The 1,453-nt window shown below is 31.8% G+C and carries 2 protein-coding genes; both read right to left on the bottom strand.

Features of this window, described 5'->3' with window-relative positions:
• The coding region (locus CY0110_RS27725; protein WP_008279002.1) for a restriction endonuclease subunit S at nucleotides 1-1,149 on the bottom strand (1,149 nt) is incomplete at its 3' end.
• Between the two features lie 76 nt (nucleotides 1,150-1,225).
• Nucleotides 1,226-1,453 (bottom strand): ribbon-helix-helix domain-containing protein (locus CY0110_RS27720; protein WP_008279001.1); only part of this gene is annotated, 228 nt, incomplete at its 5' end.

The raw sequence follows: 1,453 nt of genomic DNA, 5'->3' as shown, positions 1-1,453 counted from the left end.
GATGAGTTTCGGTAATAGTAAGTCACGGGTTTTGCGAAGATTTTGGTTTTTCTCTTGTAGTATATCTATCTGAGAAAATACTGTAGATATAACATCGGAAAACTGTTCTTGTATCTGATTACTGTTAACTATGATGTTGATGTTGTTGAGAATTTTGATAGTTAGAAATTTTGTAGCTGCACCTGTAGAAATACTTTTCAACAATTCTAATTGCTCTTTAATAGCAAAGTACAAATAGTAATTACTTGCTGTTTGTTTATCTAAAGTTTGAATTACATAGGTTCTTTGATAAACGTCAAATTTGCCATTAAAATATTTGATATGAAAAATACCATTAGCATTGTTTCCTGCTAATACTATACATTCAGTATCAAAAGAATAAGTATCTGTTCTAAAAATCTGTTGTGAGCAGGTGAAAAAAGGATATATTCCATCTGGTTTAGCTGCATTAGAATTAAGTTTTCCTGTCTTAAATGATGCTATTCTTCCTAGCTTTTTAACTTCCCAACCTTCAGGAATCAAACCTAATTCAGACTCAACCATTTTTACTTGTTCGTGGCCAGGAAACCGAAATTTAACAAACCATTCCTTATAGATAGTTTGTGCCATTTCTTCTAATATTTTGATGCGTTTGGTGTTGTTTTCGATTAAGTCATCATAGGTTGAGAGTATAGAAGCGATTTTTTTTTGTGTGGGTAGAGGTGGAAGTTTAGGTAGTTCTAAATTACGGATATCCTTGACGTTAAGATGATGTACTGTTGCTCCATTAGATAAACTAAAAAACTTTCCTTGAATCTCATCTCCTAGTAGTAAATAGCAAAGATAACGAGGAAAAACTTTATTTTTATTAGCTCGAATAAGAACCGTTCTTTGTCCAAGGCAAACTTTTAAATTACTCGGAATAATTGCAACATTTCCTACAGGTGCTTCTCTAGCTAAAATTAAATCATCAGTTGTCGGAATAGCTCTCCTTGTCCATTTTTTATATGTTTCTTCTGAAACTCGTTTTACTTTATCTAATATTAGTGAACCTCTACCAATATTAGGAGTTCTAATAGATGGATAACCTGTTTCTTGAGTTGGGGCAGTTTTATGTTCACAATCAACTATAAGTTCACAAACATCTTCTAAAAGATAAGCTTTATTCATGATACTAATCTCTCCAAGAAACTATCAGTATTCTCATAAATGTTTTCTTCTAAATCTTTTATTTTCTCTAATAAATTTAATTAGCTTTTTGGAATCTCTCTAAAAGTTCGTTAATAACCGTTTCACCATCCATACCTCCCTCCTTATCTAAAGACTCAATACCTTCTTGTATTTTTGCTCTAGTTTCTGTTACCCATTCGTCATATTCAGACTGTAAACGTTCAAAAACCAAAAACATTTTATCTATAACTTCTTGAGGAGAATTATATTTCCCACTAGCGACTTGTGCCTCGATAAACTTTTC

This window comes from Crocosphaera chwakensis CCY0110, assembly GCF_000169335.1.
Taxonomy (GTDB): Bacteria; Cyanobacteriota; Cyanobacteriia; order Cyanobacteriales; family Microcystaceae; genus Crocosphaera; species Crocosphaera chwakensis.
The sequence above is the reverse complement of the archived record's forward strand: the minus strand, read 5'-3'. Positions and strand labels throughout refer to the sequence as shown.